We start from the raw sequence: 23061 nt of genomic DNA on the forward strand, positions 1-23061 counted from the left end.
GTAATTATTAACAAATGATTGGATTTGAAATTCTAACTTTGAATTTATAAACTAAAAAAAAGAAAATGATACGAGTACTTATTGCAATAGCCACGTTTATTATTTCACTAACTGTGCAGGCCCAAATAAAGGTGCCACAAGCCAGTCCGAAATCGTTTATCTCACAAACTGTAGGGTTGACCGACATCGAAATTGATTACCACCGTCCGAGCGCCAAAGAAAGAGTCGTTTTTGGAAATCTGGTGCCTTTTGGAGAAGTTTGGAGAGCGGGCGCTAATGAAAATACTACGATTTCTTTTTCAGAAGATGTAACCATTAATGGGGCTACTTTGAAAAAAGGGAAATATGCGTTGTACATCACTCCGAAAGCAGACGAATGGACCATTTTCTTCTATACCGATACCAATAACTGGGGAACACCTGAGAAATGGGACGATACAAAAGTGGCATTAAAAGCAAGTGCTAAAACCGAATTACTGAACAAAAATGTAGAAACGTTTACCATTGGCATTGCCAATACCGGAATGGATTCGGCTTATTTAGAATTTTCATGGGAAAAAACATTAGCGTCTTTAAAATTTGAAGTGCCGACGAACAAAACTGCCCTAGCTAGTATCGACAAAGTATTGGCCGGTCCTGCTCCAAGTGATTATTTTTCTGCCGCACAATATTATTTCAATTCGAATGGCGATTTGAACAAGGCATTGACGTATGTGACTAAAGCGTATGACATGCATGAGAAAAAACCATATTGGTATGCTCGTTTGAAATCGCAAATTCAAGCCAAACTAGGCGATAAAAAAGGCGCTATTGAAACAGCAAAAATCTCCTTAGCTGCTGCTCAAGCGGCCAACAATCAGGATTATGTAAAAATGAATCAGGATAGTATTTCAGAGTGGAGTAAGAATTAGTGGCTTCGAGAACCTCAGCCACCAGTGTAGTACAGTGACTGAGATTAAGAAATAAAATAATTAAAGGTGGTTGGTGACTGAGGCTCTCGAAGTCCACAACCACCTTTTTTAACTAATATAATTCCAAATATTCTTCTTCTTCCCTAGTTCGATGAAGACTTCTCGTAGTTTTTGATGTTCTGGCTTCAGCATGGAAGCGTCGTCTTTGAGTAGTTTTACGGCATGATAACGGGCCAATTGTAAGATGTCGCGGTCTTTGACCAAGTCGGCAATTCGAAGGTTTAAAACACCGCTTTGTTGCGTTCCCATAATGTCCCCAGGGCCACGTAATTTCAAATCGACTTCCGCTATTTCAAAGCCATCGTTGGTTTTGCACATGGTTTCGAGTCGGGTTTTGCTCTCGTTACTTAGTTTATGACCGGTCATTAAGATGCAATAACTTTGTTCGGCACCACGGCCTACGCGACCACGCAACTGGTGCAATTGCGACAAGCCAAAACGTTCAGCACTTTCGATAATCATAACCGACGCATTGGGCACATTCACGCCTACTTCAATTACCGTAGTGGCGACCATAATGTTGGTTTTACCTTCCGAAAAGCGTCGCATTTCCGATTCTTTTTCGTCTGGCTTCATCTTACCGTGTACAATCGACACCGAATATTTTGGCAATTGAAAATCTCTGGAAATACTTTCATAACCATCCATCAAATCTTTATAATCTAACGTTTCCGATTCTTGAATTAGCGGATATACGATGTAAATCTGCCTTCCTTTTTCGATTTCTTCCCGAATAAATTGCCAAACTTTCAATCGGTTACTATCATAACGATGTACGGTTTGAATGGGCTTTCTTCCGGGTGGTAATTCATCAATCACCGAGATATCCAAATCGCCATACAAACTCATGGCTAAAGTTCGTGGAATTGGGGTCGCTGTCATCACCAAAACATGTGGTGGGATGATTGCCCCTCCAACCTCCCCAGAGGGGAGGCTTCTCAACGTTGCGCTAATTTTTCTTAACACAGCGTCGATATTACCTAGCACTTCTTCATTCGTAAATCGTATGACTTTATATCCAAGTTCATTCAGAATTTGTGTTCGTAATTCGTCGACTTCTTTTTGCTCAATAGTAGTATGATAGCCTCCATCGACCTCAATGATTAGTTTTTTCTCTATGCAAATAAAATCAGCAATAAACATATCGATGATATGCTGTCTTCTGAATTTAAATTCAAGGTTTTTATTGCGTAAACATTCCCAAAGAATAGTTTCTGCCTGGGTACAGTTTTTTTTATTTTGATGTTTAAACTCTTTTAAAAGATTGTAGGTGGATGGTCGGGCCGTTTGATATTTTCTCAACACACGCTCAGTTTCCCCTCCTATGGAGGGGTTAGGGGAGGCTTTTCTCCACAATTTACTGCGTTGTTCGACACCGAAACGGTGTTGCTCGTCAATGATGGCTAATCCTAAGTTTTTGAATTGGACTTTGTCTTCCAATAAGGCATGGGTACCAATTATGATGTGCAGACTACCATTTTCCAACTCTTCGTGAATGATTCTTCTATCGGCTACTTTGGTGGAGCCTGTCAGCAATTTTATATTTAAATTTAATGCTTGGGCTAGTTCTGTTATTCCATTAAAATGCTGAGTAGCTAGAATTTCGGTGGGTGCCATTAAACAGGCTTGAAATCCGTTATCGATGGCCAACAACATGCACATGAGCGCCACAATGGTTTTTCCGGAACCTACATCCCCTTGCAACAAACGGTTCATTTGTGCAGGACTGCCCAAATCGTTTCGGATTTCCTTCAGTACTTTTTTCTGTGCATTGGTCAAATCGAAAGGCAAGTGATGGTTATAAAACTGGGTAAAATACTCCCCTACTTTTTCAAACGGATGTCCTTTTATTTTATGTTTCCGAATTAGATTCTTGGTAATTAATTGCAGCTGAATAAAGAACAATTCTTCAAATTTCAATCGGAATTGCGCTTTGGACAACAACTCTTGACTTTTTGGAAAATGAATATTGAACAGTGCCGCATTCTTAGGAATCAGTTGCAGTTCCTGAATGAGATAGGTCGGTAACGTTTCTGTAAACAACGCTTGTGTTTCTACAAACAATTGCTGCATGATTTTATTGATGACTTTATTGGAAATCCCTTTATTCGTCAATTTTTCTGTCGACGGATACACGGGTTGCATCGCACTTCTCAGACTGGCTTTGTGCTCCTGAAGCAATTCCATTTCAGGATGCGCCATGTTAAACTGACCACTAAAAGAGGTTGTTTTCCCAAAAACCACATACGGAACGTTCACTTTGATACTTTCTCGAATCCATTTGATTCCTTGAAACCACACCAATTCCATTTCGCCCGTGTCGTCAATAAAAGTGGCTGTTAGACGTTGTTTGCCTTTACCGAATTCAACCGTTTTAATATGGATGATTTTTCCCACAATTTGCACTTCACTCGAGCTATCCACCAATTGGTTGATTTTATAATACTTGGTCCGATCGATATAGCGATTGGGATATAAATTGATTAAATCGCCATACTTGTGAATGTTGAGCTCTTTACGCAACAACTCCCCACGTTGTGGACCAACGCCTTTTAAGTATTCTATGGGAGTTTCGAGTAAATTCATATTCAATTAATTGACAGGTAGTAAATCACAATACCAAAAACCATAATCAAAAGCCGTATCGTCGGTATCACAAGCGGTATTCGAAGTCTTTTCTTTCGGTCTTTCATATTTTCGGTAGACTATTTCGCCTTTTTCAAATTCGATGGGTTTGCTAAATAGTGGTCCATCAAAAGTAAAGGTATGAAATTCGCCATTTTCACCACAAACATCGACCCCTTCTGGCAAATCGGCCATAAATTGTGCATCAATAATACGTCCCACAAAACTTTTATCCAAATGTCGTTCGTTTACACAAGTGACAATGGTTTTGAATCCTAAATCTAAAAACTCTTGAATCAGTTCTTTGGTATCTCTTTTCCATAATGGAAAGAGGCCTTTAAAACCCATTACTGCCAATTTGTTTTCACGGTATTGGCGCAAATCTTCCAAAAAAATATCTCCAAAAACGGAGTGAGTAACACCTTTTTCTTTGAAATCCTGTAAGGTATGCTGCATAATTTGCTCGTACATTTCCATGGTAGGCATCTCTGGAATTTCCATTTTGTGTAAGGGTAATCCCAAACTTTTAGCTTGTGCTTCTAATAATTCTGTTCGAACGCCGTGCATCGAAATACGCTGGTATTGTTGACTGACACTGGTCAGTAATGCCGTAATTTCAATACTTGGATCTTGCAAAATTTTATACAAGGCTAATGCGGAATCTTTACCACTGCTCCAATTAAATATGACTTTTGTAATCAATTTTGTATATTTGAGAGTAAACTTACAAAAACATTGTATTTTTGAGTAAATAAATTTAAAGTATGCGCTATTTATTTCTTTTCATTTCGGCTTTTAGTTTTGGTCAGCAAGCCCAAAAAGTAGATTTTATATCCGTAAATGCTTTGGTCAAACCCAATGCTATTGAAAAATCGGTCAGTGGAGAAGTTAGCTATGATTTCAATGTCAAAGCTTCGATTGATACCATTAAAATTGATGCCGTTAAAATGGAAATTAGTGATGTAAAAATCAACAATAAAACCGTTCCATTTAAAAATTCAGGCAAGCATTTGATGTTGTATGAAGGGTATAAAAATGGAAATAATAAATTAAGCTTTACGTATTCGGCAACGCCTAAGCAAGCCATGTATTTTGTGGGTGACCCTTCGACAGGCTCAGGGCAAGTATGGACTCAAGGGCAGGGCAAATACACTTCGCATTGGTTACCTAGCTTTGACGATGTGAATGAAAAAGTGATCTTTAATATCGCGGTCGAATACCGTAATGATTTTGAAGTGATTTCTAATGGAAAATTGGTGTCGAAAAAAGTCAACGACAAAGGAAGTCATAATATTTGGAGCTTTGAAATGGAAAAACCAATGAGTTCGTATTTGGTGATGATTGCCATTGGAAAATATGAAAAACAAACCCAAGAATCGGATTCAGGTGTTCCCTTAGAATTCTATTTAAAACCAGCCGATAAAGATAAATTTGAAGCCACTTATCGCTATTCCAAACAAATATTTGATTATTTCGAAGAGGAAATCGACGTGAAATATCCTTGGAAAGTATACAAACAAGTACCTGTTGATGATTTTCTATATGCCGGTATGGAAAACACCTCCGCTACTGTTTTTTCGCAAGATTTGGTGGTGGATGCCATAGGTTTTAACGATCGAAATTATGTCAATGTGAATGCTCATGAACTGGCACATCAATGGTTTGGTGACTTAGTGACTGCCAAAGAAGGAAAGCACCATTGGTTGCAAGAAGGCTTTGCTACCTATTATGCCATGTTGGCTGAACGCGAAATTTTTGGGAACGATTATTTCTATTTTGAATTGCTTAAAAACGCTGAAGAGCTGAAAGATGCCAGTAAAACCGATACCATTCCGTTACTTAGTGATAAAGCCAGCTCGTTGACCTATTACAAAAAAGGCGCTTGGGCCCTGCACTATTTAAGCACTCAAATAGGCGCTAAAAATTTCACCAAAGCCGTGAAGTCCTATTTAAAGAAAAACCAATTTAAAACGGTAGAAACCAATGATTTCCTTACCGAGATTAGTAAAGTTTCGGAAATTGATATCGCCGATTTCAAAAAACTATGGTTAACTGAAAATGAATTCCCACTCAGCGCCGTGAATGAAATATTGGCAAAAAACAAAACCATTAAGCAGTTTTTCGAAATTAAGAAATTGAACAAAAAACCTTTGGCTGATAAGAAAATCACGCTTAAATCGACGCTAAAAGACAAAATAAGCTATAAAATCAAGAGAGAAGTGGTCTATCAATTGGAAAAAATTCCAATCGAGGAAAAGAAAGACTATATGAAATTAGCCTTGCAAACCAATAACCCTCAAATTCGTCAAGCAGTTGCCCAAACGGTAAGCAAAATTCCTGCCGATTTCAAAGACCAATACGAAACCTTATTGGACGACCAATCGTATGATACTAGGGAAATTGCACTGGAAAACTTATTCAATCAATTTCCAGAGGATCGCATTGCATTATTAGATAAATCGAAAGACTGGGTAGGCTTTAATGATAAAAGTTTGCGAATTACGTGGTTGGCTTTAGCTATATCGGATGAAAAATACGACCCTTCTAACAAATCTAAATTCTATCAAGAACTGATTGATTATGCACAACCAAGTAATGATAGTTCCATTCGAAAAAATGCCTTAGAGCGTTTGCTAATGCTAAATCCAACGGATGAAAAAGTATTAAGTTCACTTGTGAATGCCACCACACATCACAAATGGCAATTTGTAAGTTTTGCCAAAAACACGATACGAACCATGTTGAAAAACGAAAAATTCAAAACGGCGTTTCAAGAATTATCTCCGAAATTAAATGAAAAAGAACAGCTTTTTTTAACGACTGAAATGAAGTAATAGTAGCCACGAATACACGAATTATTTTCAATTTTAGTTCATGAATTCGTCGCAGAAGGAGTGATTTTTACCCTTTAAATTTTATCATATTAAGCTAATTTTTGGAATTAAAATTAGCTTTTTTTATGTCCCAATTTTTCGTTGGATTGTAATTTAAATTTCCATTTTGCACTTCCAAAGGACAGTCAAAATTATTGGTAAAAAGACCTCCGGTACCCAATCCTTGTGGCATCGGATTTTGCTTCAAAAAAGTATATTGTGCAATCGCATTTAAACCAATATTCGACTCCAAAGCCGAAGTAATCCACCAACCGATTTGATACTTTTCAGCGAGTAAAATCCACTCATCTGTACCGCGAATTCCACCTACAAAACTAGGCTTCAAAATGATGTATTGTGGTTTTATTTTTTGCAGTAGTGCTTCCTTTTCTTCCAAAGTAAAGACACCAATTAGCTCTTCGTCTAATGCAATAGGTAAATGGGTCTGTTTACACAAAACTGTCATCGTGTCAGTATTGTTTTTAGCTATCGGCTGCTCTATACTATGAATTTGAAAACCAGTTAGTTGATTTAATTTATGTAAAGCTTCACTTAATTCAAAAGCGCCATTAGCATCCACCCTGATTTCGATTTGATCTGGAGTGAAATTTTGACGAATATACGCCAATAATTGCAGTTCTTTTTCGAAATCGATGGCGCCAATTTTTAGTTTAATGCAACGAAATCCTTGTGCGATTTTATCTTCAATTTGTTGCTTCATAAACACCTCATCACCCATCCAAACCAAACCATTAATCGGTATCGTTTTTTGCCCAGAAGTGAATTCGGAAGGAAACAGTAAAAAAGGGTTTTCAGCAGCCAAAGATAGGAACGCCATTTCGACTCCAAATTGAATCGAAGGGAATTCTAAAAGCGCTTCCCAAAGTTGGTCTTTTCCTAAAAAAATATTGGCACAAACCCATTGCAATTTTGCTTCATAATCGGGTCGGTCGTCAGCGGATAGTCCACGTAAAATGCCACACTCCCCTATCCCCTTTTTTCCATCCTTTTCCAAGACCAAAAACCAAGTTTCTTTTTGGGTTAAAATTCCTCTTGACGTTCCGGAAGGTTGTTTGAAATCGAGTATGTGTTTTTTATAAGTAGCTTTCAAATTGAATTATGAATTATTAGAAAAAAGGGATAAGCGAAAAGGGATAATATTTAGTCTTGGCTAATTAATTATACAATCGCCAAATCTTGTCGATGTTTTTCTGTGGTACGTTTGATTTTTTGAAATCATTCAAATCGTTAATGGCTTTGTTTTTCCAAGTTTGCTTTGCGGAAATGTTTTGACTCATGAATTGCTTATGAATCTTCTTTGCCGCAGCCACTTCGTCTTTGAACATGAAGGCATGTGCCAGATTTAATTTCAAGAATAAATTTTCAGGAAACAACGTACTAGCGTTTTTAAGCGTTATAAAGGCTTTTTCGATTTGATTGGTCTTCAGATACAATTCTCCTAATAAATTCGATTCTTGAGCTGCTAAAGGTGGTTTTGAAGCGATTTTCTCCTCTAAAACCGAAATAGCTTCGGCATAATTCTCTTTTTTGGCCCAATCGGAAGCCTCTTTGTAATAATTTCTATTGGTTTCTAGCTTCGATTTGAATTGTGCATTGTATTTCTCGAAAAGTGCTTTCTTTTGTTCTTCGGTAAACGTTGCAAATTGTTCGGCGTCGAACTCCTGGTACAAACTTTTCAGAAAATTACCCGAAGTCCCTCTGTATTTCGAATCGATTGATTTTATATAGTTTGAAACCCAAGTCGAAGCGCTGTTTTTAGCAGCCGTTGTCCAACCTTTTCTAGCTTGATAATCTACCCAAGGCACAATCTCTAGGATAATTTTTTCTGTCATTACCCAGTTTTCATTCTTAAAAACAAACCAAACTACAGATGCTTCATCATCCAAACAAGTATTTTTGGCTAAAGAAACCACTTTGGCATCTTTACTTACCGGATTTTTTTGATACAAACAGGCTTTTTCCACACTTTCCGAACCAATAAAATCGGAAGCTTTGGTATTGTCCGGAAAAATAGCATAGGTACATTTATCGCTTCCTGAAATATTAGACAAGAGCGAAATAGCACTACCAGTACCTTTACTAATATAATACGGATCCGGAATTGCCTTTAGCACGGATGCCAAATCGGATACCATTTTCTGGTTCTCATCCAAAAGTGTAATACGGTACGCAAATTCGGTCGTTCCAATGGGAAAATCTTCCGATTTTACGATCATTTTCTCGCCTCTTGAAAGCTGTATTTCTTTATTGGTAACACGTTGATTGTCCCAATAGCCTTCTTGTGATTGTGCAAAAGTTAAAAAGGAAGTGACTAGTAGAAATGGTAATATTTGGGTTTTCATCTTTTAAATTTCAATAACAATACTCAATTTCAATGCCAATTTACAAATCGACACTCTGACCGATTTCCAAAAGCATCAAGTCTTTTCCTACGTCGAAGAACTTTTTGATCGCTTCTTCATGATTGATTTCAATATAGCCGAACGTATCGAAATGACAACCTAGAATTTTGTCACAGTCTACAAAATCGGAAGCAATAATAGCATCATCAACATCCATAGTAAAGCAATTCCCAATAGGAAGTATCGCCAAATCTAGTTTGGTTCGCATCGGAATCAATTTCATATCCATTGTCAAAGCCGTATCCCCAGCAATGTAGATGTTTTTGTGTTCGCCTTCGATAACAAATCCGCCAGGCTGGCCTCCATAACTTCCATCCGGAAACGAACTGGAATGTACCGCATTTACGTATTTTACATTTCCGAAGTCAAAATCCCAACTTCCGCCGTGATTCATCGGATGAAATTTCAGTCCTTTATTTCCAAAATGATTGGCAATTTCCCAATTGGAAACTACCATTGCGTTATTTTGATTAGCAATTAGCTCCACGTCTTGAATATGATCAAAATGAGCGTGTGTGATTAAAATATAATCGGCTTTAATGGATTGGACATCAATATGACTTGCTTTTGGATTTCCAGTGATAAACGGGTCGACCAAAATATGTTTTCCTGAAACTTCAATGCCGATACAGGCGTGTCCGTAGAATGTTATTTTCATATTTTTATTGTATTAGGCAAAAGTGACAAGGGAAAAGCTAAAAGATAAGGACCATTGCTAAAATTAGCGACAGTAAAAACGTACTAATGGCTAGTTTTTTTAATTGCGGATCCAATCGTCGGTTGTCCTCACAAGTATAAACCGTTTTCAAATGACCCATTAATGGAAAATAAGCCACTAAAAAAGCATATTGATCGATTCTAAATCCTACTCCGTTATAGATTATCGCAAAAATCAGAACCAACAACATTGCACCGCCCACTAAGAAATAATGGTATATTTTAGCATTTTGTCCGCCCATTTTTACTACTAATGTATTTTTACCCGCTTTTTTATCCGATAATTCGTCGCGCATGTTGTTTAGATTCAACACGCCGGTACTTAGCATTCCGATGGCACAAGCTGGTAGTACCAATTGCCAATCGAATTGTTTGGAATACAGAAAATTCACTCCAAGAGTACTTACCAATCCGAAGAAAACAAACACAAACACATCGCCAAACCCTTTATATCCATAGGCCGAATCCCCTACCGTATAACGAATTGCTGAAGCAATGGCTAAAATTCCAAGGATTAGGAAAAATAAAGAATACAACAAATGTTTGTCTGAAAAAGCGATATAAATTAATAAAACCGCACAAACAAAAGTTAAGAATGTGGTGATGTACATGGCGCGTTTCATCGCTTCAGGAGAAATCGCTCCACTTTGTAACGCACGTTGTGGCCCTACTCGATCGTCATTATCGGTCCCTTTTACCCCATCCCCATAATCGTTGGCGAAATTGGACAATACTTGAAATCCGACAGTCGTTAAAATTGACAATACAAATATCCTCCAATCGAAAACCTGCGTAGGTGTTAAGACATCGTTTGTCGGGTTATTTAAAGCATACAAACTTCCTACCAATATTCCAGAAACCGAAAGTGGTAAGGTTCGTAATCGAGCAGCTTCAATCCAGTGTTTCATATTCAAATGTTTATTTGATTATCTGTTTATTTGTTTATTTGATTTATCGAATTAACGAATTGTCAAATCCACGTATTACGGTAACCATTTTTTTTCAAAGTTAGGCTTGCGTTTTTCAAGGAAAGCATCACGTCCTTCTTTGGCTTCTTCCGTCATATAGGCTAGACGAGTAGCTTCACCCGCAAAAACTTGTTGTCCCACCATGCCATCATCGGTTAAATTCATAGCGAATTTTAGCATTTTAATAGAGGTTGGCGATTTTGCCAATACTTCTTGTGCCCATTCATAAGCGGTGGCTTCTAATTCCTCGTGAGGAACCACAGCATTCACCATTCCCATTTCGAAAGCTTCTTGTGCCGAATAATTGCGTCCTAAGAAGAAAATTTCACGGGCTTTCTTTTGTCCGACCATTTTGGCTAAATAGGCCGATCCGTAACCGCCATCAAAACTCGTCACATCCGCATCAGTTTGCTTGAAAATGGCGTGTTCTTTACTGGCTAAGGTCATATCACACACGACGTGCAAACTATGTCCGCCGCCTACAGCCCAACCCGGAACGACACAAATAACCGCTTTAGGCATAAAACGAATCATACGTTGTACTTCTAAAATATTCAATCGGTGGTACCCATCATCTCCTACATATCCTTGATGACCGCGTGCTTTTTGATCGCCTCCACTACAAAAGGACCAAATGCCATCTTTAGAGGAAGGCCCTTCGGCAGAAAGCAACACTACTCCAATAGAAGTATCTTCTTGTGCATCGTAAAAGGCTTTGATTAATTCGGCGGTGGTTTTTGGACGAAAAGCATTGCGAACATCGGGACGATTAAAAGCAATTCTCGCTACACCATTGCATTTCTTATAGGTTATATCTTCAAACTCTAGGGCAGTTTTCCAATTGATTGTATTCATAGGTATTTTTAATTAATTCTATGTAAAAATACTTCATTTTCGTTTTTAAAAAATACTACTGCTAAATAATTCTTGTACTATTTTTCAACAAGTGTTAAAGTTTAAAATAATTGCACTTTAAATTGTTTTTTTATTTATCTTTATTTCATTGAAAATCAACAAATTAAAAGTTGATTTAATTTAACTGATTTATTAATTTAAAACGAAATTTTTTGAAAAAAACTGTTTTAATTGTCGCTCTTACATTTAGTGCATTGCTTACAAGTTGTAACAAAAAAGTAGAAGAAACTACTCAAGAACAAATGCCTATTGAGGAAACCACTACGCAGATTGTTGATAGTATTCAAACTGATACTGTAGCACCTATGGCTGAACCAACGGATTCGATTAGCAAAAAATAAAAAAATAGCTTCAATCCTTAAAATTATTAATAATCCACAGGTAAAAAAGCGAACTATTAGTTTTGTATGAAGACAATTCACCGGGTTGTTTAAAGACAAAAACAAAAATTACATAGAATAAGGAAAAGAGAATGATAACGATTCTCTTTATTGAAAGAAATTATTCTATAAAAAGTTTATTTAATTTTTTGATTTGTAAAGATGTTATTATCGCTTTACGTATGTTATCGGTTATTCCAGCGAATGAAATCATAATGAAAGTAGAAAATTGGAATAATTAGAGAGAAATGCCAATCTGAGGAAGATTGGCATTTTTTGTTGCGATTATTTAGCCGAGAGTTTTAGGCTGTTCTTAAATGACAATACTATTCTTTAACCAAATAGATTCCGTCTTCTTTTATTTCGATCAATTTTTGTTTGTAAAGGGTACCAATGGCTTTTTTGAAGGTCTTTTTACTCATTTTAAGTACCGTTTTGATATCTTCTGGGTGGGAATCGTCATTTAATCGTAAAAACCCACGACTGGCTTTTAATTCGTCTAATATGATTTGTCCGGAGGCATCCACTCTTTCCATTCCGAATGGCTGACGCGAAACGTCAATTTTCCCATCAGGACGAATGTTTTTGATGTAACCAATAATTCTATCTCCAGTTCGTAAATCTTCGAAGACTTCATTTTTATACAAAAGTCCTTTGTGTTTTTCGTTGATGATGACATTGATTCCTACTTCCGTAATATGCGAAACTATCAAATCGACTTCTTCCCCATTTTCAACCGTAATATTTTCGTTGTCTAAAAACTGATTGGTTTTACTTGACCCCACTAAACGATTGGTTTTTTCGTCCATGTACATGTACACCAAATAGCGCTTCCCTTGTTCCATAGGACGTGCTTGTTCTTTGAACGGAACAAACAAATCTTTTTCCATACCCCAATTCATAAAAGCCCCCACCTGATTCACATAATTGACACGTAAAAGCGCAAATTCATTCAGAAAAATATAGGGTTCTAATGTTGTAGCCACGGGTCTTTCTTCATGGTCTAAGTACACAAAAACAGCTATTTCATTTCCAATTTTAAAGTCTGCTGGAACATATTTATTGGGCAGTAATATATCTTTAGTAGGATCTTGTTCAATATTTTCTTCAGGTAGCCCCAAATATAAACCGACTTTGGTTTCACGTAATATTGTTAGTGTATTGTATTTTCCTATTTCAATCATTAGAGTAAGTTTCAAAGCGCAAAGATACAAAGAGAAAAGGCAATAAAAAAACCCCGATACAATCGGGGCTATACTTGAGGTAAAATATCTTATTTGTAAACGCTTTCTTTTTTGAAATGCAATGCCAACAAATAATACACTACGGCTCTATATTTATTTTTATTAGAACGACCATATTTTTCAATTACAGCATCAATTCCTTTATCCAAATCAGCACCCTCTTTAAGTCCTAATTTTTTAATTAAAAAGTTGTTTTTTACTGTATCCAATTCCGATTGTTGAGTTCCTGAAACCGTTGCTGCATCAGGATTGTAAATTGAAGGTCCACAACCAATCACCACTTTAGTCAATAAAGCCATATCAGGAGTTACTCCGCATTTTTCTTTTAAATCAGCCGCATACTTAGCGATCAAATCATCTCTTTTACTCATAGGAAAATTGTTTAGTTAGTTAATGTTCTCTCAAATATAAACAATTTTAACGATTTCTAAAATGATTTATTATTCTTTATTTTAAATTTTTAAAATAATCTAATAAAACCTCATTGTTTCGTTTTTCAGGAGTAAAAATTTCAAAAATAGTAGGTTGATTCGTTGTCAGGAATGGCTCCCAATTTGTGTCAATATCGTTTAAATTGGAAGCATGAACGTATTTGAATTGGTACATCTTGGCAATGTGTTCGGCGGTTAGATTGTGTGACGTTTCAAAATAAGTATTAAAAGTTTCATTTTCCTGATGACCTGGTAAAATTCTGAATATTCCACCACCCGAATTATTAATCAGAATGATTTTAAAATTACTCAGAATATAATTATTCCAAAGGGCATTACTGTCATAAAAAAAGCTGATGTCTCCCGTAATAAAAACAGTTGGTTTCTTATTGACTACAGAAGCTCCAACTGCCGTTGTGGTACTTCCATCGATACCGCTTGTACCGCGATTACAAAAAACCGAAATACTCTTATCGATTGGAAATAATTGCGCATAACGAATAGGCGAACTATTGCTAATTTGCAATTGAATGTCTTTGGGTAATTTTGCCAACAAGGTATCAAAAACTTTAAAATCGGAAAAAGGAGCTGCCTTCACATATTCTTGATGCTTTTGGGCTCTAAAACTTCTAATTTCTAATGCTTTTTGACGGTAATTACTTTCAATGGCAATAGTCTCTTTGAAAAAATCACTAAAAAACACATTGGGTTTGACTTGAAAATGTTGGGTCAAACACCCAAAGGTATTGTACGCTCGTAATTCATCTACATGCCAATGATGTTTGGGCTTGTACTTACGTAAAAAAGCTTTAATTCGCTTGGAAACAATCATTCCTCCCATCGTAACAAGGATTTCAGGCTGAAATGCTAAAAAATCTTCTTCTGTAAAAGGAGTAATAATCGTATCGATATTAGTGATGAAATTGGGATGATGTGCATTAGAAGTTACTTCTGTCATCACCACTACCGATTCATCATCTCCTAATGTATCTAAAAACTGCTGTTCGATAGCGTTGGGATAATTACCTCCTAAAAGCACTAATTTTTTTGGGGATCGATTCCAAATCGTGGTAAACTCGGTTATCTTTGTTTTTTCTTTGGTTTCCGAAAACAATTCTACTAATGTTGGCGCTATCGAAAGTGTTTCAACTGTTTCATATAAAGGCTCTTCAAATGGCGCATTAATGTGTACCGGTCCTTTTTTAGTTATCGATAAAAATAGAGCTTCTTGAATTTTTAAATCATTTTCTTCAGATGCTTCTTCAGTTAAATTAGCATTGTACAAAATATGATTTGCAAATACATTTTCCTGACGAATCGTTTGTCCGTCACCAATATCAATTTTATCATGAGGTCTGTCTGCAGAAATTACAACCAATGGAATTTCATTATAAAAAGCTTCGGCCACTGCAGGATAATAGTTGAGTAATGCCGAACCCGAAGTACAAACCACCGCTACAGGCTGCTGTAGTTGTTGTGCAATTCCAAGTGCAAAAAAGGCCGCACAACGCTCATCGGCAATACTATAACAGGTAAAATAAGGATTATTTGTAAAGCCAATAGTTAAAGGCGCATTTCGAGATCCGGGAGAAATTACAATATGTTGTATTCCTTTAGCTTTACAAATTTCAATAACAGATTGGGCTAAAGGTATTTTTGGATAAATCATTTTTACTATATTCAGAAAACAAAGTTACAAAGTTGAATTGTTTAATCCTTCATTATCTTTAAATATCATAAATCGGTAAAAGGTAAATTGAGAGAAAGTATACGCTAAAATAACAATTTGATAGATGGCCATATTATACATATAAAATTTATGAATAAACAATCCTCCAACTTGAACCAGCAACAATATAGCACTAATTAATAACCAAAAGGTTTTTGGGGAAGAATTATTCAAATAGTTAATAATGCCAATACCTCCTATTAACGAAGTAATTAAGGCATTCATAATCCAAATAAAATAGCTATCCACTAATGCGCTTATTACGAATTGGATAATGTACAGGTAAATCACAAAAAATGGTAATGAGGCAATCAGAATCGCATGTGTATTGTTTTTTTTAAAAAAAGAACACAACAAGATTAAAACGGAGGCTTTAAACAACAATGACATCACTGAGCCATAAAAAAACATTTGCATCCCTTCTTGCACATAAAATACGGAAGACAACTGATACAAAAACAATGTCAAGAAATAAAGGAGTTTTTTATTTTCAGAATTCAAATAATACAATACAAAAAAAATTGGCATTCTTGTTAAAAATGATACTTCGCGCATTAAATTAATTTCAAACAAAGTACTTATTATAAACAAGAATACAGAAGTAAAATAAACGATTATCAATAGCTTTGAAATGTACTTCACATCCATAAATCTACTATTCCATTATAAAAATACGATTTTAAACACATGATGATGATAATTAAATAATGGAGAAGTTTAATTACATAAGGATACATTAGAAAAACTTCTTCAACGAACACAATGATATCATTTTCGTAATACGAATAGGGGACAACGTTTTTGCTATTATTCCGGGAAACCTTTCATTTAAGCTATTTCTGTTTCTGATTTTTCTTGCAAAATTATAAATCGATAAATGGCAAAATGAGCAAATGCATAAAAAAGCACATTATACTCATATACATAATCATTTTTAAAATAGTACTTATTAAGAGAAAACAATACAATTTGAATTACAAATAACATCGTACCAAATAAAAGCCAAACATTTTTTCTTGAAAATTCATGTACAAAACTTATAACTCCTATACTTCCTATCAAAGCTGTTATTAAAAAATTCACTATCCAATAAATAAAATAATATTGACTTAAATCTTCTAAAATAAAGCTAATTACATAGAGATAGAGAACAAAAATGGGTATCAATGTGAACCCTACAGCTTTTCTATAATTTTTGTTCAATAAATCGATCAATACATAGGTTAATGAAATCTTGAATATCAAAGAGAACATTGTCGCATATTGAAAACTTTGGGTATAATTTTGAGTAAAAAGTATCGCTGAAAATTGATACATTAATAATGATAATATATAAATGATATTTTTCTTTTTTGAAGTCAATAAATAGAGTACTAAAAGAAAAGGGATTCGTAACAAACTTAGATAATCATCAATATTAATCTTATGATAAATTGAATCAAATAAATATAAAGCTATATTTAAAAAATACAGAATTTCTATTAAAACACTAATTTTTTGTATTCTCATCACTCAAATATACTATTTTTTTTCAAAAATCATGACTTCGCATTCTCCCTTACATTTTTGAAACAGAAAACAAAGAAGCCACTACAAATAATACATAGTTTATCAAGATGTAATAGTACCACTACCTTTACACACTTAAAACTAAACCTTTATAAGGGACGTTTTTAAAAAATTAGAATATTGAATTGTATTTACGAAGTCATTAGCATTCTTTCTCCTGGAATATCATAAATTTGTAAAAAGTAAAATGCGAGACCCCATATAATAAAATAACCATTTGGTAAATCGCTTCACTTCCCAAATAAAATTTATTGACAAAAAAAGCACCAATTTGAACAAGAAATAAAATAGCACTTACTAACAACCAAAAACCTTTGGGATCCGAATTATTGATATGATTAATAATGGCAACTCCACCTATAAAAGAAGTCAAAAAGGCATTAATCACCCATATATAATAAGAATCCCCAAGTGAAAATCCAACGAAATCGATGATATAAAGATAAATAACAAAAAAAGGGATGGCCGCTATAGTAATAGCAAGTTTATTTTGAATTTTTATCAGATCTACTATTAAAATAACCAAGCAAAATTTGAATAAAACTGATGAAATAGTTCCGAATAAAAACAAGCTAGGATCTTGTGTTGCAAACAAAAGCGAAGCCGTTTGGTAAAGCAGTAATCCTATAAAATAAAAAGGCTTCCTTTGCTTTGAACTGATATAATACAATAGCATCAAGATTGGAATTCGGAAAAACCAAAATCCAGTTTCATAATTTTTAAATCCTGATAACGAAATAAAACTATATAATAGTAAATTTATAAAGTATAGAATTATCAGAAATTTTGAGAAATTTTGTAATTTCATAAACAAACTAATCATGACTTGGTTGCCAATATATAAATTTATTCATTTAAAAAATCATAATCTAAAATTATGTCTATAAAATTACGACCCGCTACATTAAACGACATGCCTGCTGTTCTTGAAATCGTTAATTACGAGATCCTGAATACCACGGCTATATGGGATTATGACATTCGAACTCTAGAACTACAAATTGAAATTTTAAAAGAAAAACAAAGTAAGAATTTTCCTTTCCTAGTTGCTGAAAAAGAAGGCAAAATTGCCGGTTTTGGAACCTATGGCACATTTCGACATAAAATTGGTTACCGATTTACTGTCGAACATTCGGTATACGTACACAAAGATTTTCATGGAAATGGTATTGGTTCTACCCTGCTCAATGAATTAATAGAAATTGCTAAAATTCAAAAATTGCACACGATGATTGGCGTAATCGATTCTGAAAACCATGGAAGTATCGCTTTTCATCAAAAAATGGGCTTCGAAAATGCGGGTCATATCAAGCAAACTGGGTTCAAATTTGATCGCTGGCTGGATTCTGTTTTTATGCAGCTTATGCTGGAATAACATTAAAATTTACTTCTATAACCTAAATTTAAACTTTTGCTAATCGTTTCATGTTCTTAAATTAAAGATTACATAATTCAGAGTTTTGACCTTTGTGGAAATCAAATAAACACACTATGTCTAAACTTTACCTTACAACTGTTCGTTTTTTTACGGTCATTGCATTACTCCTTACTAGTTACTCTTGGGGGCAAACAGTAGCTTTTGCTTCTACATTTATCGTTGTCAATGAAAATCATGGGACTTTAAACTTAAATCTGACTTTAGCTAGTCCAACTACTTCCTCTGTAAATTTGGTTGTAAAAACAGCTCCTTACAGCACCGCCGATTCGAATGATTTCACATTAACCACTCAAACGTTGAATTTTACTTCAGGTAGCGCAACAACTCAAACTATTGCAATACCTATTATTGATGATATCCTAAAAGAGCAACATGCCGAGTATTTAGTAGTCAGTTTAGAAAATCCATCCGGATTGACTATCTCCGGAAACACGATGGCAACCATTTATATTAAAGATAATGAAACCACTGCTCCTATTCCAAATAATGGTATTCAATTGGATTATGTTGGAAGTTTCGACCCTTCCGGTGCTAGTACTAGTACCTGTGAAATTGTGGTACACGATCCAGCTTCGCAAAGATTATTCACGATAAGCGCTGTCGCTAAAAAATTAGATATTATCAATTTTGCAAATCCAACGAGTTTGAGTGTTATCAACTCTATTGATATGACACCTTATGGTGGAATTACAAGTGTAGCAGTTAAAAACGGGATCGTCGCCGTAGCTTCGCCTAATGCTAACGAACAATTAAATGGTTCCGTAGTATTTTTTGACACTAATGGAGCTTTTCAAAAACAAGTAATTGTTGGGGCTTTACCCGATATGATTACTTTCACTCCCGACGGAACTAAAGTTCTAACTGCCAACGAAGGACAACCCAACGATGCTTATACTGTCGATCCTGAAGGTTCGATTTCTATTATCGATATTTCAGGCGGTATTGCTGGTCTATCACAATCGAATGTAACTACCCTGCTATTTACGGGTTACAATGCACAAGAAGCAACATTACTAGCTTCAGGAATAAGAAAAACAAAAGCAACAAGCACATTGTCTCAAGATTTCGAACCAGAATACATCACCATCAGCCCTGATTCTCAAAAAGCTTGGGTAACAATTCAAGAAAATAATGCTATTGCAGAAATCAACTTAACCACAAATTCTTACACTGATGTTTGGTCTTTAGGAACCAAAGACGTGAGTGTACCTGGAAACGGAATGGATATTTCAGATAATAACAACCAAGTATTGATTGCCAACTGGCCCATCAAAGCTTTTTACATTCCGGATGGAGTTGCCAATTATAATATAGCTGGCACAACTTATCTAGTAACAGCAAATGAAGGGGATGAAAAAGAATATTCGGGTTTAAATGAAAGAACCACAGTTGGTGCCATTTCATTAGACGCTACCAATTACCCTCAAAGTACGGTGTTAAAAAACAACAACAATGCCGGAAGAATGCGTGTGACCAACCTTAACGGAAATACCGATGCTGATGCCGCTTTCGAACAATTGTATTCATTAGGAAGCCGTTCTTTTTCAATATTCAATGCCAATACCAAAACTATTGTGTATGATAGTGGAGATGATTTCGAAAGATATACAGCACTAACACCTTCAATTAATACCCTTTTTAATGCTGATCATAGTGATAACGTAAAAAAAGGGAGAAGCCGCGCCAAAGGTCCAGAACCTGAAGGGGTTACACTTGCTGAATTAAACGGTCAAACTTTCGCTTTCATCACTTTGGAAAGAGTGGGCGGCGTTATGGTGTATGACATAACCAATCCGAATGACGTGAAGTTTGTTGATTATAAAAACAGTAGAAACGTTTCTGCATACGCTGGAGACAATGGCCCAGAAGGCATTACGTTTATTAAAGCCGAAAACACCACTACAGCAAAAAATTATGCAGTAATCGCCAATGAAATTAGTGGAACCTTATCATTATTTGAAGTCAATACCGCTAATTTATCCAATAATGAGTTTACAATGGAACCAAAAACATTTGTAATTTTCCCAAATCCATCAGAAAGTGGAATGGCTTATTTTAATCGTGAGGCCTCTTACGAATTGTACGATTTCACCGGAAAATTAATTCAACAAGAAAAAAACGCTCTAACCATAAACACTTCTAACTTACCTTCAGGAATTTATTTGGTGAAAACTTCGGAAGGAATTACGAAAAAACTCCTTGTAAAATAATCATTTTCAAACGACAGTAAAAAGCCGGAATTTATTCTGGCTTTTGTTTTTTAACCAACAAACTACTATCGTATCTTTGCAAAAATATTTTATCATGCAAAACGCTTACATTGGATATCATTTCACGGTTGAACCCAAAGAATTAGGGTCGGAAATATTAATTGCTGAATTGGGAGAATTACCTTTTGATAGTTTCATCGAAACGGAATCTGGTTTTTCGGCTTATATATTGAAAGACTTATGGAATGAAAACATTTTGGCGGATATCTATATTTTGGAAAACCCGGAATTTAAAATTTCATACTCTTTTGAAGAAATCGAACAAGTAAATTGGAATGCCGAATGGGAAAAAAACTTCGACCCTATTGATGTGGATGGATTGTGCCACGTTCGTGCTCCTTTTCATGAAAAAACCAATGCTCCCTTTGACATTGTCATTGAACCTAAAATGAGTTTTGGTACCGGTCATCACGAAACCACACACATGATGATTCAGCATTTATTAGAAATGGACGTTACCGGTATGAAAACCCTAGACATGGGTTGTGGCACCGCGATTTTAGCGATTTTAGCTGAAATGAAAGGCGCCAAACCAATTGATGCTATTGATATAGACAATTGGTGTTATTTAAATTCGATTGAAAATGCGGAGCGAAATAATTGCCAACACATTTCGGTATACGAAGGAGATGCAACGTTATTAAAAGATAAAAAGTACGACTTGATTATCGCAAACATTAACAGAAACATCTTGTTAAACGATATGCAAACGTATGTCGACTGTTTGAATCCAGGAGGAACTATATTATTTAGTGGTTTTTACGAGCAAGACATCCCATTTATTGATGCTTCTTGCACCGAAAAAGGATTGACTTTTGTTAAAAAAATACAGCGAAATAATTGGGTATCATTAAAATATGTAAATTCGTAAGACAAAATCCAAAATAAAGAAAACAGACCTAAATAATGAGTACCATAGAAAAGACACAAGTAGAAACTTCGGTTTTAGAACAAGTATCCATAAACCATGAAATCATTTTGTACAATGACGATGTGAACACATTTGATCACGTGATTGACACTTTGATTCGAGTGTGTGAGCATGATGAATTACAAGCCGAACAATGTGCTATTTTAGTACATTACAAAGGACAATGTGCGGTAAAAACAGGTTCATTCGACGAATTAAAACCACAATGCTCTTCATTATTAGAAGCAGGTTTGAGTGCAGAGATAATTTAATATATTTGTTTAGCTATCAAATTCAATTAATCTAACAATTCTAAGAAATCGAACATGGAAGTTTACGGAAAAATACTAATCATAGCAATGCCTTGTTTCTTATTGCTAATCATTATCGAAAAACTATATGGGTATTATAAAGGTGTCGATTACGTACCTTTGATGGATAGTGTTTCAAGTATTAGTTCTGGAATTGCCAATGCGACTAAAGATGTATTGGGATTAAGTATTTCCATTCTAACCTATGGTTGGTTGGTTTCTAAATTAGCCATTTTTACTATTGAAGAATCGGCTTTAGCCTATGTGATTGCCTTTATAGCGATTGATTTTCAAGGTTATTGGACACACCGTTGGGCGCACCAAATTAATTTCTTTTGGAACAAACACGCCATTCACCATAGTAGTGAGGAATTTAATTTATCGTGTGCCTTACGTCAAACCGTTTCTAGTTTTATCAATTTATTTACTTTTCTTTTACTTCCGGCGGCCATTCTTGGCGTTCCAGAAAAAGTAATTGCGATCACTTTACCGATTCAGTTTTTTGTACAATTTTGGTACCATACCCGTTATATTGGAAAAATGGGTTTTTTAGAAAAAATCATTGTAACTCCTTCACACCACAGAGTACACCATGCGATTAATCCTGAATATATGGACAAAAACCATTCTCAGGTCTTTATTATTTGGGACAAATTATTTGGTACATTTCAAGAAGAGTTACCAGAAGTTCCTGCTGTTTTCGGAATTACACGTCCAGCAGAAACTTGGAATCCAATAAAAATCAATTACCAACATTTGGGTGTACTAATTCGTGATGCTTGGCATGCTGAAAACTGGAAAGATAAATTGAGAATTTGGTTTATGCCTACTGGTTGGCGTCCAGAAGGATTTGACCAAAAATATCCATTACACAAAATTGACAACGTGTTTCATTTTCAAAAATACGGAACCGAAAATTCTAAAAGCTTAATTGGTTGGTCAATTACACAATTACTAATTACCCTTTTATTAATCACTTATTTCTTTGACAATATTGCCAAAATAGGAATACCTGGAATCTTTTTATATGGTGGATTTGTCTTTTTAACCGTATATAGCTATACCGAATTAATGGATAAAAACCGATTCTCTTTTATTTGGGAAGCCATCCGTTTTGTTTATGCCGCAACCGTAGTCATGTATTTGGGCAGTTGGTTCGGAATTGACACTGTTATTCCATTTGGAACGTATATCGTAATGGGATATTTAACCCTTTCATTACTAGTAAGCATTTATTTTGTCACTGCTGAGTTTAAAACTTCTAATCAACCTATTCTAAACTCGTAA

21 protein-coding genes are annotated in these 23061 nt (G+C 35.2%); 8 read left to right on the top strand and 13 right to left on the bottom strand.

Features of this window, described 5'->3' with window-relative positions; translation table 11 throughout:
* Nucleotides 1-65: 65 nt before the first annotated feature.
* Entirely contained in the window at nucleotides 66-911 is an 846-nt protein-coding gene (locus EQG63_RS07915) for a DUF2911 domain-containing protein (RefSeq protein WP_129435815.1), read from the top strand.
* A gap of 108 nt (nucleotides 912-1019) precedes the next feature.
* Here EQG63_RS07915 and EQG63_RS07920 read toward each other — a convergent pair whose 3' ends face one another.
* Together EQG63_RS07920 and EQG63_RS07925 are read right to left on the bottom strand one after the other, a co-directional pair.
* Nucleotides 1020-3557, bottom strand: coding sequence for a DUF559 domain-containing protein (locus tag EQG63_RS07920; protein WP_449404001.1), 2538 nt, complete (start codon nucleotides 3555-3557; stop codon nucleotides 1020-1022).
* Between the two features lie 6 nt (nucleotides 3558-3563).
* Entirely contained in the window at nucleotides 3564-4298 is a 735-nt protein-coding gene (locus EQG63_RS07925; protein WP_129435817.1) for a Dph6-related ATP pyrophosphatase, read from the bottom strand.
* Between the two features lie 62 nt (nucleotides 4299-4360).
* Here EQG63_RS07925 and EQG63_RS07930 point away from each other — a divergent pair, with 62 nt between their 5' ends.
* Nucleotides 4361-6430, top strand: a complete 2070-nt coding sequence (locus EQG63_RS07930) for a M1 family metallopeptidase (protein ID WP_129435818.1) — start codon at nucleotides 4361-4363, stop codon at nucleotides 6428-6430.
* A gap of 94 nt (nucleotides 6431-6524) precedes the next feature.
* Here the strand turns inward: EQG63_RS07930 and EQG63_RS07935 are convergent, their stop codons facing one another.
* The 5 genes from EQG63_RS07935 to EQG63_RS07955 form a co-directional block, all read right to left on the bottom strand.
* Nucleotides 6525-7580 carry an o-succinylbenzoate synthase gene (locus EQG63_RS07935; RefSeq protein ID WP_129435819.1) on the bottom strand — a complete coding sequence of 352 codons (1056 nt, stop codon included), beginning with the start codon at nucleotides 7578-7580 and terminating at the stop codon, nucleotides 6525-6527.
* A gap of 64 nt (nucleotides 7581-7644) precedes the next feature.
* Nucleotides 7645-8832: a tetratricopeptide repeat protein gene (locus EQG63_RS07940; RefSeq protein ID WP_129435820.1), complete on the bottom strand. Its 1188-nt coding sequence runs from the start codon at nucleotides 8830-8832 to the stop codon at nucleotides 7645-7647.
* A gap of 40 nt (nucleotides 8833-8872) precedes the next feature.
* A complete protein-coding gene (locus tag EQG63_RS07945; RefSeq protein WP_129435821.1) occupies nucleotides 8873-9550 on the bottom strand; it encodes a metal-dependent hydrolase in 678 nt (225 codons plus the stop codon).
* A gap of 37 nt (nucleotides 9551-9587) precedes the next feature.
* Nucleotides 9588-10517: a 1,4-dihydroxy-2-naphthoate octaprenyltransferase gene (gene menA, locus EQG63_RS07950; protein ID WP_129435822.1), complete on the bottom strand. Its 930-nt coding sequence runs from the start codon at nucleotides 10515-10517 to the stop codon at nucleotides 9588-9590.
* A 75-nt stretch (nucleotides 10518-10592) separates the two neighbouring features.
* Complete coding sequence (locus EQG63_RS07955) at nucleotides 10593-11432, bottom strand: 1,4-dihydroxy-2-naphthoyl-CoA synthase (protein ID WP_129435823.1); 840 nt, start codon at nucleotides 11430-11432, stop codon at nucleotides 10593-10595.
* A gap of 212 nt (nucleotides 11433-11644) precedes the next feature.
* Between EQG63_RS07955 and EQG63_RS07960 the strand changes: the two genes are divergently transcribed.
* Nucleotides 11645-11833, top strand: coding sequence for a hypothetical protein (locus tag EQG63_RS07960; RefSeq protein ID WP_129435824.1), 189 nt, complete (start codon nucleotides 11645-11647; stop codon nucleotides 11831-11833).
* Nucleotides 11834-12198: 365 nt separating this feature from the next.
* On the opposite strand, the gene EQG63_RS07965 is transcribed toward EQG63_RS07960, so the two are convergent.
* The 6 genes from EQG63_RS07965 to EQG63_RS07990 form a co-directional block, all read right to left on the bottom strand.
* Complete coding sequence (locus EQG63_RS07965) at nucleotides 12199-13056, bottom strand: CvfB family protein (protein WP_129435825.1); 858 nt, start codon at nucleotides 13054-13056, stop codon at nucleotides 12199-12201.
* 89 nt (nucleotides 13057-13145) lie between these two features.
* The gene (locus EQG63_RS07970) at nucleotides 13146-13487 is read right to left on the bottom strand and encodes a DUF2853 family protein (RefSeq protein WP_129435826.1); all 342 of its coding nucleotides are present in this window, start codon (nucleotides 13485-13487) and stop codon (nucleotides 13146-13148) included.
* Nucleotides 13488-13563: 76 nt separating this feature from the next.
* Entirely contained in the window at nucleotides 13564-15216 is a 1653-nt protein-coding gene (gene menD, locus EQG63_RS07975; RefSeq protein WP_129435827.1) for a 2-succinyl-5-enolpyruvyl-6-hydroxy-3-cyclohexene-1-carboxylic-acid synthase, read from the bottom strand.
* A 24-nt stretch (nucleotides 15217-15240) separates the two neighbouring features.
* Complete coding sequence (locus EQG63_RS07980) at nucleotides 15241-15831, bottom strand: hypothetical protein (RefSeq protein WP_129435828.1); 591 nt, start codon at nucleotides 15829-15831, stop codon at nucleotides 15241-15243.
* A gap of 273 nt (nucleotides 15832-16104) precedes the next feature.
* Nucleotides 16105-16785, bottom strand: a complete 681-nt coding sequence (locus EQG63_RS07985) for a hypothetical protein (protein ID WP_129435829.1) — start codon at nucleotides 16783-16785, stop codon at nucleotides 16105-16107.
* 202 nt (nucleotides 16786-16987) lie between these two features.
* Nucleotides 16988-17653, bottom strand: coding sequence for a hypothetical protein (locus tag EQG63_RS07990; protein WP_129435830.1), 666 nt, complete (start codon nucleotides 17651-17653; stop codon nucleotides 16988-16990).
* 69 nt (nucleotides 17654-17722) lie between these two features.
* On the opposite strand from EQG63_RS07990, the gene EQG63_RS07995 reads away from it, so the two are divergent.
* The 5 genes from EQG63_RS07995 to EQG63_RS08015 all read left to right on the top strand — a co-directional run bounded on the left by EQG63_RS07995 (nucleotide 17723) and on the right by EQG63_RS08015 (nucleotide 23061).
* On the top strand, nucleotides 17723-18220 hold the full coding sequence (locus EQG63_RS07995) for a GNAT family N-acetyltransferase (RefSeq protein ID WP_129435831.1): 498 nt from the start codon (nucleotides 17723-17725) through the stop codon (nucleotides 18218-18220).
* 116 nt (nucleotides 18221-18336) lie between these two features.
* Complete coding sequence (locus EQG63_RS08000) at nucleotides 18337-20493, top strand: choice-of-anchor I family protein (protein WP_129435832.1); 2157 nt, start codon at nucleotides 18337-18339, stop codon at nucleotides 20491-20493.
* A gap of 94 nt (nucleotides 20494-20587) precedes the next feature.
* Complete coding sequence (prmA, locus tag EQG63_RS08005) at nucleotides 20588-21424, top strand: 50S ribosomal protein L11 methyltransferase (RefSeq protein WP_129435833.1); 837 nt, start codon at nucleotides 20588-20590, stop codon at nucleotides 21422-21424.
* Between the two features lie 35 nt (nucleotides 21425-21459).
* Nucleotides 21460-21735 carry an ATP-dependent Clp protease adaptor ClpS gene (locus EQG63_RS08010; RefSeq protein ID WP_129435834.1) on the top strand — a complete coding sequence of 92 codons (276 nt, stop codon included), beginning with the start codon at nucleotides 21460-21462 and terminating at the stop codon, nucleotides 21733-21735.
* Nucleotides 21736-21789: 54 nt separating this feature from the next.
* The gene (locus tag EQG63_RS08015; RefSeq protein WP_129435835.1) at nucleotides 21790-23061 is read left to right on the top strand and encodes a sterol desaturase family protein; all 1272 of its coding nucleotides are present in this window, start codon (nucleotides 21790-21792) and stop codon (nucleotides 23059-23061) included.

Source organism: Flavobacterium amnicola, from assembly GCF_004122165.1.
Taxonomy (GTDB): Bacteria; Bacteroidota; Bacteroidia; order Flavobacteriales; family Flavobacteriaceae; genus Flavobacterium; species Flavobacterium amnicola.

What these genes read in the sequence shown, in the direction of transcription:
- EQG63_RS07980 (WP_129435828.1), bottom strand. Translation starts at nt 15,831, where the DNA reads ATGCGCGAAGTATCATTTTTAACAAGAATGCCAATTTTTTTTGTATTG.
- prmA (WP_129435833.1), top strand. Translation starts at nt 20,588, where the DNA reads ATGCAAAACGCTTACATTGGATATCATTTCACGGTTGAACCCAAAGAA.
- EQG63_RS07985 (WP_129435829.1), bottom strand. Translation starts at nt 16,785, where the DNA reads ATGAGAATACAAAAAATTAGTGTTTTAATAGAAATTCTGTATTTTTTA.
- EQG63_RS07990 (WP_129435830.1), bottom strand. Translation starts at nt 17,653, where the DNA reads ATGAAATTACAAAATTTCTCAAAATTTCTGATAATTCTATACTTTATA.
- EQG63_RS07945 (WP_129435821.1), bottom strand. Translation starts at nt 9,550, where the DNA reads ATGAAAATAACATTCTACGGACACGCCTGTATCGGCATTGAAGTTTCA.
- EQG63_RS08015 (WP_129435835.1), top strand. Translation starts at nt 21,790, where the DNA reads ATGGAAGTTTACGGAAAAATACTAATCATAGCAATGCCTTGTTTCTTA.
- EQG63_RS07930 (WP_129435818.1), top strand. Translation starts at nt 4,361, where the DNA reads ATGCGCTATTTATTTCTTTTCATTTCGGCTTTTAGTTTTGGTCAGCAA.
- EQG63_RS07915 (WP_129435815.1), top strand. Translation starts at nt 66, where the DNA reads ATGATACGAGTACTTATTGCAATAGCCACGTTTATTATTTCACTAACT.
- EQG63_RS07965 (WP_129435825.1), bottom strand. Translation starts at nt 13,056, where the DNA reads ATGATTGAAATAGGAAAATACAATACACTAACAATATTACGTGAAACC.
- EQG63_RS07920 (WP_449404001.1), bottom strand. Translation starts at nt 3,557, where the DNA reads ATGAATTTACTCGAAACTCCCATAGAATACTTAAAAGGCGTTGGTCCA.
- EQG63_RS08000 (WP_129435832.1), top strand. Translation starts at nt 18,337, where the DNA reads ATGTCTAAACTTTACCTTACAACTGTTCGTTTTTTTACGGTCATTGCA.
- EQG63_RS07955 (WP_129435823.1), bottom strand. Translation starts at nt 11,432, where the DNA reads ATGAATACAATCAATTGGAAAACTGCCCTAGAGTTTGAAGATATAACC.
- EQG63_RS07970 (WP_129435826.1), bottom strand. Translation starts at nt 13,487, where the DNA reads ATGAGTAAAAGAGATGATTTGATCGCTAAGTATGCGGCTGATTTAAAA.
- EQG63_RS08010 (WP_129435834.1), top strand. Translation starts at nt 21,460, where the DNA reads ATGAGTACCATAGAAAAGACACAAGTAGAAACTTCGGTTTTAGAACAA.
- EQG63_RS07940 (WP_129435820.1), bottom strand. Translation starts at nt 8,832, where the DNA reads ATGAAAACCCAAATATTACCATTTCTACTAGTCACTTCCTTTTTAACT.
- EQG63_RS07995 (WP_129435831.1), top strand. Translation starts at nt 17,723, where the DNA reads ATGTCTATAAAATTACGACCCGCTACATTAAACGACATGCCTGCTGTT.
- menD (WP_129435827.1), bottom strand. Translation starts at nt 15,216, where the DNA reads ATGATTTATCCAAAAATACCTTTAGCCCAATCTGTTATTGAAATTTGT.
- menA (WP_129435822.1), bottom strand. Translation starts at nt 10,517, where the DNA reads ATGAAACACTGGATTGAAGCTGCTCGATTACGAACCTTACCACTTTCG.